The following is a 12,741-nucleotide window of genomic DNA, read 5'->3' as shown; positions in this document are numbered from 1 at the left end:
GATGGCAGGACTAGCCGCCCTGCCAGGGCTGGCTGCGGATCTTCGCCACCTGGCGCTGCGCCAGCCACTGCCACAGCTGCAGGGCCGCGTCCTGCGGCAGGGCCGACATGTGGCGTGGCGTGGCCAGGGCGATTTCACAATCGCGGTCCGACCATTCCTCGAAAGTGACTTCGCCTCCGCTAGCGACCTCGACCTGATACATCAAGCCATCGTCGTAGCCAAAGCGCAACAGGACGGCGGCCGGGCTGCCGTCCGGCGTGACGGCGCCGCCGCGGTACACCTCGGCCAGCGCATCGGCCAGCTGTGCCGGCGAGGGCGCGCAGATGTCGCGCCCATCGGCCCGTGTCAGAATGAACCATGCCTGTGTCATGACGCGCCCTCCTATCCATACTCGTTAGCATGCGAGGCAAGTACTACGGGCAGTCACCTTGGTCCAGTGTCACTTCGGGCGCGCGGAAACTATCCCTGTCGGCATTGTTTACCAATAATTACTCATACTAACAAGGATCATACCTAAATTTCATGCAGCGCGGAATTTATGCATCTTGCGCCACAGAAGCGCCAATTCACGCCACCAGCACGGGAATGCTGAGCGGATCGAAATCATGCCAGTCGCCATTGGCGATCGTGCCTTCCGCTTCCTCGATATGCTCGGCGCCCAGCCGGTGCAGCGCCTCGAGCGCCCGTTCGCGCTCGTCGAGGCCGCCCAGCGCGACGGCGATCAGCATGCCCGGATGGCGTGGCTGGCGGCGGTTTTCACCGTTGTCTTCGCCATTCTTCTCGGCTTCGCCCGCTTCCTTCATCTTGTTGAAACTGTAGAGCGAGCCCACGTGGGCGCCCACCAGCGCCCCGACGACGGGACCCAGCGGCCCTGTCGCCAGGGCGGTGGCCGCGCCGATGCCCGCGCCCAAGGCGGCCCCGACGGCCACGCCTTCCACCACGCCCTCCGGCGTTTCCTTCGCGCCCGGCGACATGTCGCGGTCGCCGCCCAGCGCGTGCAGATCATGCTGCCCCGGCTGGTTGACAAAGAAGGCGCTGATGCGGCTGTCGGAAAAGCCCGCCTGGTTCAGCGCGGCGCGCGCGACGTCGATCTGTTCCTGCAACTGAAAATGACCTGCGATGATGCGTGACATGATACGGCCCTCCTCGTCGGCTGCTGGCGCACCATGCGCCGCCTCGATAGCGTGCGCCAGACAACGCCAGGATACCGTTCGCTTACGCACACAGCCGCTTACTCCCATGCCCAATCATATGCTCACTCAAGCAGACGCGCTGAAGGGGCTACGGATATCCGACAGGAATTGTTGCGCGCGCGCATGTTGAGGCCGCGCAAAGAAATCCTCGGGCGCGGCCCGCTCCAGCACTTGCCCGTGATCCATGAACCACACGCGGTCCGCCACTTCGCGCGCAAAGCCCATTTCATGCGTCACGCACACCATCGTCATGCCGCCCTGCGCCAGGTCGCGCATCACTTGCAGCACTTCGCCCACCATTTCCGGGTCCAGCGCGCTGGTCGGTTCATCGAACAGCATCAGCGGCGGCTGCATGGCCAGCGCGCGGGCAATCGCCACGCGCTGCTGCTGCCCGCCCGACAGGGCCGCCGGCATGGCGCGCGCCTTGTGCGCGAGGCCCACCCGTTCCAGCAGGGCCAGCGCCCGCTCTTCCGCTTGCTTGCGGCTCAGGCCGCGCAAGCGCTGCGGCGCCAGCGCGCAATTGTCCAGCACGGAAAGGTGCGGAAACAGGTTGAATTGCTGGAAAACAAAACCGATATGCGAACGGAAGGCGTTCACGTCCAGCCCCGGCGTGTGGATGTCCTGGCCCGCCACCGTGATGCGGCCCGAGGCGATCGGCTCCAGCCGGTTGATGGTGCGGATCAGGGTGGACTTGCCGGAACCGGACGGCCCGCACACGACCAGCACTTCGCCCTTGGCGACGTGTTCATTGATGCCGCTCAAGGCGTGATACTCGCCATAGTATTTGTTGACGTTGTCAAAGGTAATCATGCAGCCGCTTTCAAGAGTCGCGCCTGGCGCCGCTCGAGCCAGAAGGCGGCGCGCGACAGGCTGAAACATAAGACAAAGTACGTCATGCCCAGCAAGAAATACACTTGCACGGGTTTCGTCAGCACCAGGCCACTGACTTGCGAGGCGATGAACGACACTTCGGCCAGGCCGATGATGTATCCCAGCGAGGTTTCCTTGATGGTCGAGACGAACTGGTTGACCAGGGACGGCAGCATGTGGCGCAGCGCCTGCGGCAGCACCACCGTGCGCATGCTGTCCAGATAGTTCAAGCCCAGCGAACGGGCCGCCTCCACCTGTCCGCGCGGCACCGCTTGCACGCCGGCGCGCACGATTTCCGCCAGATAGATGCCATCAAAGATGACGAGGGCCGCCAGCATGGTGCCGAATTGCCCGCTTTCATGGCCAGTGAGGCTGGGCAGGAAGAAATACGCCCAGAAGATGACGAGCAGCAAGGGGATACCTCGCACCACGTGGATCAGCGCGGCGACGGGCCAGCGCAGCAGGCGCCAGGGACTCAAACGCGCCAGCCCCAGCAGCAAGCCGAACGGCAGGCTGAGCACCAGCGCCAGGCTGGCCAGCAGCACCGTCAGCGCCAGGCCGCCCAGCGGCCCCTCGGGATAGCGTCCCACAAGGAAATACAGCCAGTAATCGTGGATCAGTTCCAGCATCAGGACACCTTCTTTTGCAGCGAGGCCGCCAGGCCCGCGATCACCAGGGAAACGGCCAGATAGGCCGCGCTGGCGAAGACGAACGCTTCCACGCTGCGGAACGAGGCCGCCTCCACGCGCTGCGTCTGGTACATCAGCTCGGCCACGCCGATGACGGTGGCGATGCTGGTGTTTTGCCACAGGTTCAGGGTTTGCGACAGCAGCGGCGGCGCGGCCAGGCGCAAGGCTTGCGGCACGATGCACAGGCGCATGGTGGCGAGAAAGCCGAAACCCAGCGCCCGGCCCGCCTCGAATTGCTGGGCAGGAATGGCGCGGATGCCGCTGCGGATGTCTTCCGCCATGTAGGCGGCCGTATATAAAGTCAGGGCCGTGACGGCACTGACGGCTTCGATATTGCCGGCATACAAGCGCTCCTTACAGGCGTCGGGCAACAGTTCGGGCGCGCCGAAATACCAGAACAGGAAGTGGGCCAGCAAGGGCACGTTGCGGATCAGCTCGACATACGCGGCGCCCAGCCCGTTGAGCAGGCGCGACGGCGCCAGGCGCAGCATGGCCACGCCGCACGCCAGCGGCAAGGACAACAGCAAGGTGATGCCCATCAGTTGCAATGACAGCAGCAAGCCGGACAGCAACCAGTCGCGGTAGTCGCCGGCCAGCAAAAAGTTCAGATCAAACATGCGGAAGAGTCAGGCAAGGTTCAGGCGTCGATCTTGTCCGATTCAATTCTGAAGGTACGTTTCTGGAACTTCACATTGCTCGTCGGGCCATACCATTTGAAGAACAGTTTTTCTGCCTCGCCCGACTTTTCCAGTTCCCGCAACACCTTGTCGACGGCGGTTTTCACGCCCGTCTCGCCCTTGCGGATGCCGAAGGCAAACACTTCCTGGCTGATGTTTTGCGGCAGCACAATGTAATCCTTTTGCGCAGCGCCCAGTTTGGCGTAATTGTTGAGCAGGGATACTTCATCGTCGACATAGCCGACGCCCTTGCCTTGCTGCAAGCCCAGATAGGCCTGGCCCGCCGTCTCGAACGTCACCACGTCCACGCCGGGCACGGCCTTGCGGATATTCGGTTCCTGCGTGCCGCCCTTGACGGTCAGCACTTTCTTGCCGGCCAGGCCAGCGACCGTCGTGATATTGCTGCTTTTTTTCACCAGCACGCGCTGGCCCGTGTAAAACGTGGACAGGGAAAAATCCACCAGCGCTTCGCGTTCCTTGTTGTGCGTCAAGGATGCCGTCAGGATATCGATGCGGCCCTGCTGCAGTTCGGGAATGCGGGCAGCCACGGCCAGCTGCTTGATCACCGGCTTGACGCCCAGGCCCTGGGCGATGGCGCGGCACAGGTCCACTTCATAGCCGACCAGCTGGCGCGACTTGGCGTCGATGAAACTGTTCGGCTCGTCCGTGCCCAGGGTGCCGCAGACCAGCTCGCCCTTCGCCTTGATGGCGGCCAGCTGGTCCGCTTGCGCCACCTGCGTGAAGGCGATGGAGGTGAAAAGAAGCGCGGCGAAGTGTAGGCGGGTCTGCATGAAATTCCTCTGGTGGACAATGAATGCCGCCATTAGACCGCAGCGCTCTTATTTCCAAAAAGGAATCTTTTCACCCTTGCTTATGAAGAATTCATCTAAGGCATCAACGAAGACATCAACTAAGGCGCCAGCGCCTTCGTCTCGCCGCCGAGTCGGATGATCGCCGCCCTGGCTCCCACGGCGCCCGGATAGCGGGGGTCGAGCTGCAGCGCCTGGCGATAGGCGGCCACCGCCTGCGGGCGCAAGCCTTGCTCCACATAAAACTCGGCCAGGCTGTCCTGCAGATTTGCGTCGCGCGGATGCAGGCTGACGGCCGCCTGCAGCACGGCCATGCCTTGCGCCACGGCGCCGCTACCTTTCAAACGGTAGGCTTCCAGGTTCAGCGCCGCCGGACTGGCCGCGCCCAGCGGGTCGCGGGCCAGCGCCAGGCGCAGGGCTGCAAGGGCGGGTTCCGTCTTGCCGGCGCGCAACAAGGTCAAGCCGTGCAGCGCATGCGCGCGGTCGCTGAGCGGATACAGTTCCACGGCCAGGCGGCTGGCCGCCAGCGCCGAATCCACCTCGCCGCGCGCGGCCGACGCTTGCGCCAGATCAAGCAGCTCGGGCACGAAATCGGGATAGGCGCGCTGGCCGCGGAAGGCCGTGCGCAACCGGCTATCCAGGGCGGCGATGGATGCCGAGGCGGGCGCGGCCGGCCAGGCGATGGCGGCCGTGCGGTCCCAGCTGGCGGCCAGGGCCACGATGGCTTGCTCGAAGGCAGGGTCGAAACGGGGCACGGTGCCGGCCTTTGCATCTTGCGACAAGCGGATATAGTCGCGCGCAAACGCCAGCGCGCCGCCGCGCGAGTAGGTATTCAGGTCGACGCCAGATTCGCGCAAGGCCCCGGCCATGCTGGCGCCGGCCGCGAGAAACACGCGGCCGCCCGCGGGATGGCGGGCCGCCTCGATGTAGGCGCGCGCCGCCTGGGCGTCGGGCGCCAGCGCTTGCCGGTTGATGTGCGTGAAGGCTGCGCGCGTGGCGGACGCATCGGCATACGCTTCCTGCGTGCGTTCGGCATAGGCGCGTCCCTCTTCGAACAGGCCTTGCGCCACCTGGTAGGCGCGCTGCGCGCCCGCGTCGGCGATATACGTGTTCAGCTGCCACGGTTCGCCCGTGACCACTTCGAACAGGCGCTGCACGAAGGCTTCGGGATTGACGCGCTCGAGATTGGCGGCGACGGCGATGGTGAGCTTGCGCGAAGGAAAGCTGTACAGGTAGGTGACGGTTTCCGGCTGCTGGCCGCCGTGGGCGATGGCGTAGCGCCCGCCCGTCGGCAAGATTTCCCAGCCCATGCCGTAATTCGTCAAGCGGCCCGCGCGCGTGGCCATCGGCTGCACCATGGCGGCCACGCTGGCCGCCGACAGGATCTTGCCTGCGTGAACGCCCCGGCCGAAGGCCAGCATGTCAGGCACGCTGGCGCGCGTGCCGCCGGCCGAAAAGCGGCTGCTGATGTCGACGAATTCCGAATTCTTCAACTCCTTGCCGGCCAGCCGGTAGCCGCGCACGCGGTGGGCGATCACGGCGTCCGGGTCGTCCATCACGGTGGCGTCCATGCCCAGCGGCCCCCACACGTGGCGCCGCATGTAGCCGCCATAGCTCTCGCCCGAGGCGGCCTCGATGACGGCGCCCAGCAAGTTGTAGCCATAGCTGGTATAGCGGAAGCGCGTGCCCGGTTCGGCGATCAGGTCGAACTGTTCGAAGACGGCGATGGACTGGCGCGTATCCTTGTGCTCCTTGAAATGCTGTTCCACCCTGCTGTCGCGGTAGGCGTCGATGCCGCCCAGGTGGCCCAGCAGCTGGCGCACCGTCACGGGAAACGGCTTGACGGGGAAATACGGCACATAGGTTTGCACGGGCGCATCCAGGTCGATCTTGCCCTGTTCGACCAGTTGCAAAATGGCCACCGCCGTCATGGGCTTGGTGACGGACGCCAGCCGGTAACTGGACTGGGCCGTGGCCGGCACGCGGTTTTCCAGGTCCGCATAGCCATAGCCTTTTACCCATTCCACGTCGCCCTGGCTGAAACCGACGGTGACGCCCGGGATGCGCTCCGCGCCCATGCGCCGGGCCGCCCAGCCGTCGAAATCGGCCAGGCGCGCTGCCAGCGCGGCGGAAGGAGCAGCGGGTGAAACAGAGGAAGGGGCGGAGGCGGCCTGCGCCACGCCGCAGAACAGCGCCAGCGCGCCGGCGAAACCGTAGTATTTGCTGCTTTGCATAGTCATGATTCCATGGTGAGGGCCGTGTGCACAGCACGGCGCTGATGCATGGTAAGTGTCTTTCACACGCCGTTGGCGGGCCGTGCACGAAATGCACGTGGCCCGCACGAACGGCACCGGCGTCGATGAAAATGTTGCAAAGAAGTAGCACATGAGCAGCTACAATGCCCGCCATGCCCTCCCTCTTCCGCTACCTGTTGCTGTGCTGCCTGGCCTTGCCCTCGTTCGCCTGCGCCATGCATCCGCTCTCGCTGGACAACGGCTGGCGCACCTGCGGCAACACGGCTTCCGCGCCCGCCTCGCTGCAGCAGCTGGTCCGGCCGGGCCAGCTGCTGTGCGTCGAGCGCGATGTCGCCCTGCCCGCCACGCCGTCGTCGACGCAATTGCTGGTGCTGTCGGCGCTGGCTGCCAGCGAGCTGTGGCTCGATGGGGTCTTGATCGGCAGCAATGGCCAGCCGGCCCGCCAGGCCAGCGGGGAACGCGCGGGCGACGTCGATTTCGCGCTCCACCTGAGGCCGCAGCAATTGGCCATGGGCACGCACCACCTGCGCCTGCTGCTGTCGACGCAGCAGGTGCCGGCCCACCTGGCATCGCCATTCTATGCGCTGTACCTGGTCGACCGGCAAGATTACCGCGCGGCGCTGGCCTGGTACCGGTTGCCGCCACTGCTGCTGGCCGGGGCGCTGGGCGCCGTCGCCCTGCTGTTTCTCGCCTTGACGGTACTGTACCAGCGGCAGCGGCACTGGGCCATGTTTGCGGCGCTTTGCCTGGCGGCGGCGCTGCTGCTGGTGGCGGAACTGTGGCGCAGCTTTGCCGGCTATGCCTATCCCTCGCACATGCCGCGCCTGTACGCCGTCAGCGCCCTGACCTGGCTGTTTTCCGCCTTGCTGCCCCTGTATTTTTATACGGCTTACCGCCTGCCCCGCTGGCCGCTGGCGGCGGCGGTGCTGCTGGCGGGCATCGCGCTGGCCGGCGCGCTGCCCACGCATTTCGACGCGCGCTGCTGGCTGATGTTTCTGACGGGCCTGGCGGCGAGCTTGGCGCTCAACCTGGTCGCCCTGTGGCGCCGCCTGCCGGGCAGCCGCGGCGGCACCTTGATCGCGCTGGCGTCGTGCATCCTGTTCCTGCTGACGGGCAGCCAGTTTGCCGAAGGCGGCTTCGCCCTCGTCGTGTGCTTCCTGCTGCTGCCTGTATGCGCGCAATTGCTGGCGCAGCTATTGCGCGAACGCAGCAAGGCGGCGCGCGCCCAGCAGCTGGAAAACCAGCTCTTGCGCAAAAGCATGCAACCGCACTTCCTGATGAATTCCCTCAGCTTGATCAGCGAACTCAACGCGCAATCGCCGCAGGCGGCCGAAACCTTCATCGAGGCGCTGGGGGCCGAATTGCGCATGCTCAACGAGTTTGCCCAGCAGCCCAGCATTGCCCTGACGCAGGAACTGGCCCTGTGCGAGAATTACCTGAGCATCATGGGCACGCGGCTGCAGCAGCCGTGCCATTTGCAGCTCGACGGCGAGGCGGCGGGCATCACCGTGCCGCCCGCCCTGTTGCTGACGGCGCTGGAAAATGCGTTCAGCCACAACCGCTACCGCCACGGCGCGGCCTTTATCCTGCGCATCGCACAACATGCGCAAACGCAAATACTTACCTTGCTGCTGCCCGAAGGCGAGGCGCGCGCCCATGCGGGCAGCGGCGTGGGCGAACAGTACATCCGCGCCAGCCTGCATGCCGTGTTCGGCGATGCGGCCACCTATGCCTGCGCACAGCATCCGGCAGGCTGGCGCCTCACCTTTACCTTGCCGGCGGCGCCATGAATGTGTTGATACTGGAAGATGAACCGCTGATCGCGCAAGGCCTCGAACGCGAAGTGCGCGCGCATTTCGGCGCGCGCCTCAGCAATCTCGTACTGCATGACAATGTGCCGCAAGCGCTGGCCGCCCTGGCGCAGGAGCAGATCGACTTGCTGCTGCTGGATTTGCACCTGCACGGCGCGGACGGCTATGATTTGCTGCGCCTGGCCGCCGATGCGCGCTTCCAGACCATCATCGTCTCGGCCCACGCGGAACGTTCGATCACGGCCTTCGAATTCGGCGTGCTCGATTTCGTCGCCAAGCCCTTCAGCCGCGAACGCCTGCACAAGGCGCTGCAACGCTATACGGGGCGGCACACGGAAGCGGCCTCGCTGGCCGTCAAGAAACGGGGGGCGCTGGAATGGATCGCCATGGCCGACATCGACCACGTGCAAGCCGATGGCCACTACAGCAATATCGTGCTGTGCAGCGGCGAGCAATGCTTTCACGACTTGCCTATCGACAAGCTCATGGCCCTGCTGCCGCCCCACTTCCTGCGCGTGCACCGCTCCTACATCGTCAACAGCCTGGGTTTCAAGCGGCTGCAGATCGGCGCGGGCGGCAAATACGCGCTCGACACGCAGACGAGCACGGGCATCCCCGTGTCGCGCAGCAGCTATCCCGCGCTGAAACAGCGGTTGCTGGGCTGACGTCCCCGCTTACCCGTGCGGTGCGTAATTGGGGAATGGCGAGGTCATGTGTTCGGGTTCCACGGGCGGCGCCATCCAGTCGCGCGGGTCGACCTTGTAGTACTGCAAGAATTGCGCATACAGTTCTTCATGGTGTTCCGCCATCTGGTACGGCTTTTCAAAGAAGGTTTCCGTGGCCACGGCAAAGAATTCGGCGGGATTGGTGGCGCCGTAATGGTCCATCACGCTTTGCTGCTGGACCATGGCGTCGTGGCGCAGGTTGTCGAAGTCGCGCGACAGCACGGTGGCCCAGCTGCGGTAGCTCGACACGCTGGGCAAATACGGCGCGCCATTCGCGGCACCTGACTCACTGTCGAGCTGGTGGGCGAATTCATGCAGCACGACATTGTGGCCGTCGCTCCAGTCGGCCGCGCCCCGCTGCACGTGGTCCCAGGCCAGCACCACGCGGCCATCGCCCCAGGATTCGCCCAGCAAGCCATTCGCCGACGGCGTCACCACGCCGCCCGGCCCCACTTCATTGCGCGTGACGATGAATTCCGTGGGATACACGAGGATGGTGTCGAGTTCAGGGTACACCTGCGTCTGGCGGTTCAGCAGCAGCAAGCAAGCCTGGCCGGCGATGGTGTAGCGCATCTCGTCCGTGATTTCCAGGCCGCCGCAACCGACGAATTTCTTTTGATACAGGAATTGCACGACGAGGCGGCGCAACTGCTCCTGCAGCGGCGCCGGCATATGCTGATAGACGGGGATATTGTTTTCCAGCACGGCCAGGCCTGCGGCCGGCAAGGGCCTGGCCAGGGCCCGCTTCAAACGCCAGCGGGGGAACCACAGCGAAAAGACGATGGCCACCGTGACGAGGGCGATCCACAGCAGCGGGTTCATGCGACGGCCCGTTTCAGGACAATGGGAGCGATGCGGGAGAACACGGCGTAGGCAGACAAGGACAAGCTCCTTCAAGTGAACCCGCACGGCGCGGGCAGCAGTCCAGCCCACATGGGGATGCTTGCAGTCTTTTCAATCAGACCACGTTCAATCGACTCACCTCGGATGGTTCGGCACAACGCCAAAAGCCGGGTCGCAACCCGGCTTTCGACATGCGTCTGATAATACGAACCACAAGCGACGCCCGCCAGCCGCCAGGCGGCCGTTCAAGCGCCGTATTACTCGGCAGCCTTTTGCTGTGGCGCACCAAACAGGGCTGCCACCAGCGGATCGCGCGTCACGGGACCACGGTTGACGCGGATGGCGTAATGCGTGTCATCGGCCAGGATGTGGAAGTGACGGCCGCTGCCTGCCATGCTTTGCTCGCGCAAGCCTGGACGGTCCTTGCGCGGTGGCGCGCCTTCGCGTTTTGGCTGGACGATGGCGGCCAGGAAGGCGCGCACGCGCTCAGGGTCTGGCGTCAGCTGGTACACTGCCTTGCCCAGGTAGGTGGCGGTGCCTTCGATGTAACGGGCCAGTTCGATCACGCCCGCTTCGCGCAGGTCGCGGATGTATTTGCGGGCGCCCGATGGCGAAAACTTGAGGAACCAGGCGATTTCGTCGGCCAGCATCTCGTGCAGCGACAATTCGCCGATCAGCTTTTGCATGTTTTCGATGCGGCGCAGGGTGGCCGACGTCGAACGCACGCGCTCGATCGGTGCCATGGAAATGGGATTCATGCGTTCCGGGGGGATAGGTGCTGCGCGTTCTACCATTTGCGAGCCTTTTTCGGGGCTACGAAGTTCCTGGTGCGCTGCCTTTAATTCGCTCTTCACGTGAGACTGAGTCATTGCATGCATTTGAATACTCCTTTTAAACGATTGCCGGTAGCCCGGATTGTTAAGTTCTTGGCAATTTTTATACCAGAACACCACGAATCCTGAGCGTCTGGGCACAGAATGCCCGTGTCGGCGGCTGCGGTCTGTGCGTTAACGAACATTAGAAGCAAGAAAGTGAAAAATATTGCCCTATTGAATTCTTTCTCTCGTGGCATCTAAAAAAGACATCTAAAAACCGGCAGGATGACCCTGTGCCGCCATTCGTGGCGCAAAGTGAAATAGCGAACAGAAGCGGAAACGCCATTGCAATAAATTCAAGCTTCGCGCGCGGCGCCTGCCGCCCGCATCGCGAATCTTCGACTCTTGCAAAGGAAATATCATGAAAATGCCCGCCCTGTTGGCCGCCGCCTTGCTCGTCACCCTGTCCGCCTGTAAAAAACCGGCCGAGCCGCCCCTGCCCGAAACGGCGCCCAATCCCGCTTCCACCCCACAAGTGATGCCTGCCCCCGTCGCGCCAGCCATGCCGGAAGCGGGTGCCGGCAGCACGACGCCGCCTGCGCCGCTGACCGATCCCGCCACCGCGCCCGCCCTGCCGCCGGCCACGGCGCCGAAGTAAAGCCTACAGTCGAGGCCGGCACACGGCCTCAGACGGGCGCCCGCGCGGCGCCACCCCTACTCCACGGGGGAGTTACGCGTTGCCAGCCTGTTTGCAACGCGTTTTTTTACGATTGGAGTCGGCCACGCCCTGAAGGTTCACCGGCATGCGGCTCCGAAAATGCGGCAATCCGCACAGCCTTTCCCCTCGTCGTGCGGAAAGACGGAATCTCGCCATTTCCCATTTTCACTAGATTCAAATTAAACCTTTATAAACAATCACTTGCAATAAACGTCAAAATGCGCTCCACTGGCACGGAAGATGCTTTTATATTTTCATAACCGCCGTCAGAGCGGCAGCCCGACCCACTATATAAAACCATCTACCTTTTGGAGACAACAGCATGGCACGCACCTTCCGCATCTCGTCCTTCCTGAACACCAAGGCACTGACCGTCGCCGTCGCACTGGCCGCGCAATTCCCGCTGGCCGTCCATGCAGCCGACCTGGTCCGCCTGGGCAACCTGAAATTCGCCCATTACGGCGCCGTCGCCTACATGAAGGAAATCGCGCCCAAATACGACTTGAAAATTGAAGAGCGCATCTTCGCCAAGGGCCTCGACATCGTGCCGGCCATGATCGCCGGTGAAATCGACGTGTCCGCCAGCGCGCTGGAAGCGGCCATCACGGGCCGCGCCACGGGCTTGCCCGTGTACCTGGTGGGCGGCTTCGCCAAGGGCGGCGTGCAGATCGTCGGCCGTCCCGACCTGAACATCAAGGGCATCGCCGACCTGAAAGGCAAGAAAGTCGGCGTCACGCGCGGCGGCCCGCAGGAAATCCTGCTGTTTGCCGAATTGACCAAGGCCAAGCTGACCTGGTCCGACAAGCCGGGCAAGGACGTGCAGATCCTGTACATGGGCTACCCGGACTTGAATCAGGCGCTGCTGACCAAGGATATCGACGTCATGAGCCAGTCCGAGCCGTACTCGACCCAGGCCATCCACAAGAAATACGGCGCGGCCATCATCAAGCCTTACGACACGCCGCTGGGCGAACCCGTGCGCGCCCTCGTGATGACGGAAAAGATGTACAAAGAGAAACCTGCCGTGGCCCAGCGCTTCATGGATTGCTTCGTCGCCGCCACGCGCGCCTTCCTGGCCGACCCGAAACTGGCGGAAAAATACGTGCGCGAATCGATGTTCAAGAACCAGATCACGACCGAGGATTACCGCGACGCCATCGACAACGCCATCTTCACGGAAGACATCACGCAAAGCCACGTGCAGCTGACCACCGATTACATGGTGAAATTCGGCGTGGGCCGCATGGCCAAACCGCCTGCGGCACAGGATTGGGTCAAGCTGGACCTGCTGGAAAAAGCCAAGAAATCCTACGCACCACGCTAATCTGAAAGTATC

13 protein-coding genes are annotated in these 12,741 nt (G+C 63.8%); 4 read left to right on the top strand and 9 right to left on the bottom strand.

The window, feature by feature from the left end; all coding sequences use genetic code 11:
• Window positions 1-10: 10 nt before the first annotated feature.
• The 7 genes from O3299_RS01110 to O3299_RS01080 form a co-directional block, all read right to left on the bottom strand.
• On the bottom strand, window positions 11-370 hold the full coding sequence (locus tag O3299_RS01110; RefSeq protein ID WP_077401630.1) for a hypothetical protein: 360 nt from the start codon (window positions 368-370) through the stop codon (window positions 11-13).
• 196 nt (window positions 371-566) lie between these two features.
• Window positions 567-1,133, bottom strand: coding sequence for a glycine zipper domain-containing protein (locus tag O3299_RS01105; protein ID WP_099664866.1), 567 nt, complete (start codon window positions 1,131-1,133; stop codon window positions 567-569).
• 126 nt (window positions 1,134-1,259) lie between these two features.
• Entirely contained in the window at window positions 1,260-2,003 is a 744-nt protein-coding gene (locus O3299_RS01100) for an amino acid ABC transporter ATP-binding protein (RefSeq protein WP_305061310.1), read from the bottom strand.
• Window positions 2,000-2,692: an amino acid ABC transporter permease gene (locus O3299_RS01095; RefSeq protein ID WP_305061309.1), complete on the bottom strand. Its 693-nt coding sequence runs from the start codon at window positions 2,690-2,692 to the stop codon at window positions 2,000-2,002. Before O3299_RS01095 ends, O3299_RS01100 begins: the two co-directional genes overlap by 4 nt.
• Window positions 2,692-3,369, bottom strand: coding sequence for an amino acid ABC transporter permease (locus tag O3299_RS01090; protein WP_305061308.1), 678 nt, complete (start codon window positions 3,367-3,369; stop codon window positions 2,692-2,694). The genes O3299_RS01095 and O3299_RS01090 overlap by 1 nt, the downstream gene beginning before the upstream one ends.
• A gap of 20 nt (window positions 3,370-3,389) precedes the next feature.
• Window positions 3,390-4,220 (bottom strand): transporter substrate-binding domain-containing protein, encoded by an 831-nt coding sequence (locus O3299_RS01085; RefSeq protein ID WP_305061307.1) that lies wholly within the window; start codon window positions 4,218-4,220, stop codon window positions 3,390-3,392.
• A 119-nt stretch (window positions 4,221-4,339) separates the two neighbouring features.
• Window positions 4,340-6,472 carry a serine hydrolase gene (locus O3299_RS01080; RefSeq protein ID WP_305061306.1) on the bottom strand — a complete coding sequence of 711 codons (2,133 nt, stop codon included), beginning with the start codon at window positions 6,470-6,472 and terminating at the stop codon, window positions 4,340-4,342.
• A gap of 173 nt (window positions 6,473-6,645) precedes the next feature.
• Between O3299_RS01080 and O3299_RS01075 the strand changes: the two genes are divergently transcribed.
• A complete protein-coding gene (locus O3299_RS01075) occupies window positions 6,646-8,283 on the top strand; it encodes a histidine kinase (protein ID WP_305061305.1) in 1,638 nt (545 codons plus the stop codon).
• Window positions 8,280-8,969, top strand: a complete 690-nt coding sequence (locus tag O3299_RS01070) for a LytTR family DNA-binding domain-containing protein (protein ID WP_305061304.1) — start codon at window positions 8,280-8,282, stop codon at window positions 8,967-8,969. The genes O3299_RS01075 and O3299_RS01070 overlap by 4 nt, the downstream gene beginning before the upstream one ends.
• 9 nt (window positions 8,970-8,978) lie before the next feature.
• Here the strand turns inward: O3299_RS01070 and O3299_RS01065 are convergent, their stop codons facing one another.
• Both O3299_RS01065 and O3299_RS01060 read right to left on the bottom strand, forming a co-directional pair.
• Window positions 8,979-9,851 (bottom strand): zinc-dependent peptidase, encoded by an 873-nt coding sequence (locus O3299_RS01065; RefSeq protein WP_305061303.1) that lies wholly within the window; start codon window positions 9,849-9,851, stop codon window positions 8,979-8,981.
• Between the two features lie 278 nt (window positions 9,852-10,129).
• On the bottom strand, window positions 10,130-10,630 hold the full coding sequence (locus O3299_RS01060; protein ID WP_010396453.1) for a winged helix-turn-helix domain-containing protein: 501 nt from the start codon (window positions 10,628-10,630) through the stop codon (window positions 10,130-10,132).
• 478 nt (window positions 10,631-11,108) lie between these two features.
• Between O3299_RS01060 and O3299_RS01055 the strand changes: the two genes are divergently transcribed.
• The gene (locus O3299_RS01055; RefSeq protein ID WP_289911992.1) at window positions 11,109-11,345 is read left to right on the top strand and encodes a hypothetical protein; all 237 of its coding nucleotides are present in this window, start codon (window positions 11,109-11,111) and stop codon (window positions 11,343-11,345) included.
• Window positions 11,346-11,727: 382 nt separating this feature from the next.
• The gene (locus tag O3299_RS01050) at window positions 11,728-12,729 is read left to right on the top strand and encodes an ABC transporter substrate-binding protein (RefSeq protein WP_099664875.1); all 1,002 of its coding nucleotides are present in this window, start codon (window positions 11,728-11,730) and stop codon (window positions 12,727-12,729) included.
• The last annotated feature ends 12 nt before the right edge of the window (window positions 12,730-12,741 follow it).

This window comes from Janthinobacterium sp. SUN176, assembly GCF_030587335.1.
GTDB classification, from domain to species: Bacteria; Pseudomonadota; Gammaproteobacteria; order Burkholderiales; family Burkholderiaceae_D; genus Janthinobacterium; species Janthinobacterium kumbetense.
Note: the sequence above shows the minus strand (reverse complement) of the source record. Positions and strands in the feature narration are given on the sequence as shown.

Coding starts and splice junctions, on each gene's coding strand:
- O3299_RS01110 (WP_077401630.1), bottom strand. CDS start 370: ATGACACAGGCATGGTTCATTCTGACACGGGCCGATGGGCGCGACATC.
- O3299_RS01105 (WP_099664866.1), bottom strand. CDS start 1,133: ATGTCACGCATCATCGCAGGTCATTTTCAGTTGCAGGAACAGATCGAC.
- O3299_RS01100 (WP_305061310.1), bottom strand. CDS start 2,003: ATGATTACCTTTGACAACGTCAACAAATACTATGGCGAGTATCACGCC.
- O3299_RS01095 (WP_305061309.1), bottom strand. CDS start 2,692: ATGCTGGAACTGATCCACGATTACTGGCTGTATTTCCTTGTGGGACGC.
- O3299_RS01090 (WP_305061308.1), bottom strand. CDS start 3,369: ATGTTTGATCTGAACTTTTTGCTGGCCGGCGACTACCGCGACTGGTTG.
- O3299_RS01085 (WP_305061307.1), bottom strand. CDS start 4,220: ATGCAGACCCGCCTACACTTCGCCGCGCTTCTTTTCACCTCCATCGCC.
- O3299_RS01080 (WP_305061306.1), bottom strand. CDS start 6,472: ATGCAAAGCAGCAAATACTACGGTTTCGCCGGCGCGCTGGCGCTGTTC.
- O3299_RS01075 (WP_305061305.1), top strand. CDS start 6,646: ATGCCCTCCCTCTTCCGCTACCTGTTGCTGTGCTGCCTGGCCTTGCCC.
- O3299_RS01070 (WP_305061304.1), top strand. CDS start 8,280: ATGAATGTGTTGATACTGGAAGATGAACCGCTGATCGCGCAAGGCCTC.
- O3299_RS01065 (WP_305061303.1), bottom strand. CDS start 9,851: ATGAACCCGCTGCTGTGGATCGCCCTCGTCACGGTGGCCATCGTCTTT.
- O3299_RS01060 (WP_010396453.1), bottom strand. CDS start 10,630: ATGAATCCCATTTCCATGGCACCGATCGAGCGCGTGCGTTCGACGTCG.
- O3299_RS01055 (WP_289911992.1), top strand. CDS start 11,109: ATGAAAATGCCCGCCCTGTTGGCCGCCGCCTTGCTCGTCACCCTGTCC.
- O3299_RS01050 (WP_099664875.1), top strand. CDS start 11,728: ATGGCACGCACCTTCCGCATCTCGTCCTTCCTGAACACCAAGGCACTG.